Annotated in this window: 1 protein-coding gene; it reads left to right on the forward strand. The window is 57.9% G+C overall.

Annotation, left to right across the window (positions count from 1 at the left end; genetic code table 11):
• A partial coding sequence (locus AC1D0P_RS29395) for an IS5 family transposase (protein ID WP_477679959.1) occupies positions 1-454 on the forward strand: 454 nt, incomplete at both ends.

Genomic DNA, 454 nt, shown 5'->3' on the forward strand with positions numbered 1-454 from the left:
CGTGCGGGCGCATCAGCATTCGGCGGGCGCAAAAGGCTCGTCGAAAAAAATGAATGTATCGGCCGCTCACGCGGCGGCTTGAGCACAAAGGTTCACGCGCTCTGCGATGCATTGGGAAATCCGCTCGGGTTTCATCTGACGCCAGGGCAAGCCTGCGACCTGGATGGCGCCGACGTTCTGCTCGGCGGGATCGAGGCGGAGATTCTGATCGCCGACAAGGGCTATGATGCGGACGAACGGGTCATCCAGCGGCTCCAAGCCGCCGAAATAGAACCCGTCATCCCGCCGAAATCGAACCGGAAACAGCCACGCGACTATGACAAGGCGCTCTACAAGGCCCGCCATCTCATCGAGAATTTCTTCGAAAAACTAAAACATTACAGATCTATAGCCACGCGCTACGACAAAACCTCTGCGGCCTTCCTCGGCGCAATCCACTTGGCAGCATCAATCG

It is taken from the genome of Polaromonas sp. P1_G2 (genome assembly GCF_056405515.1).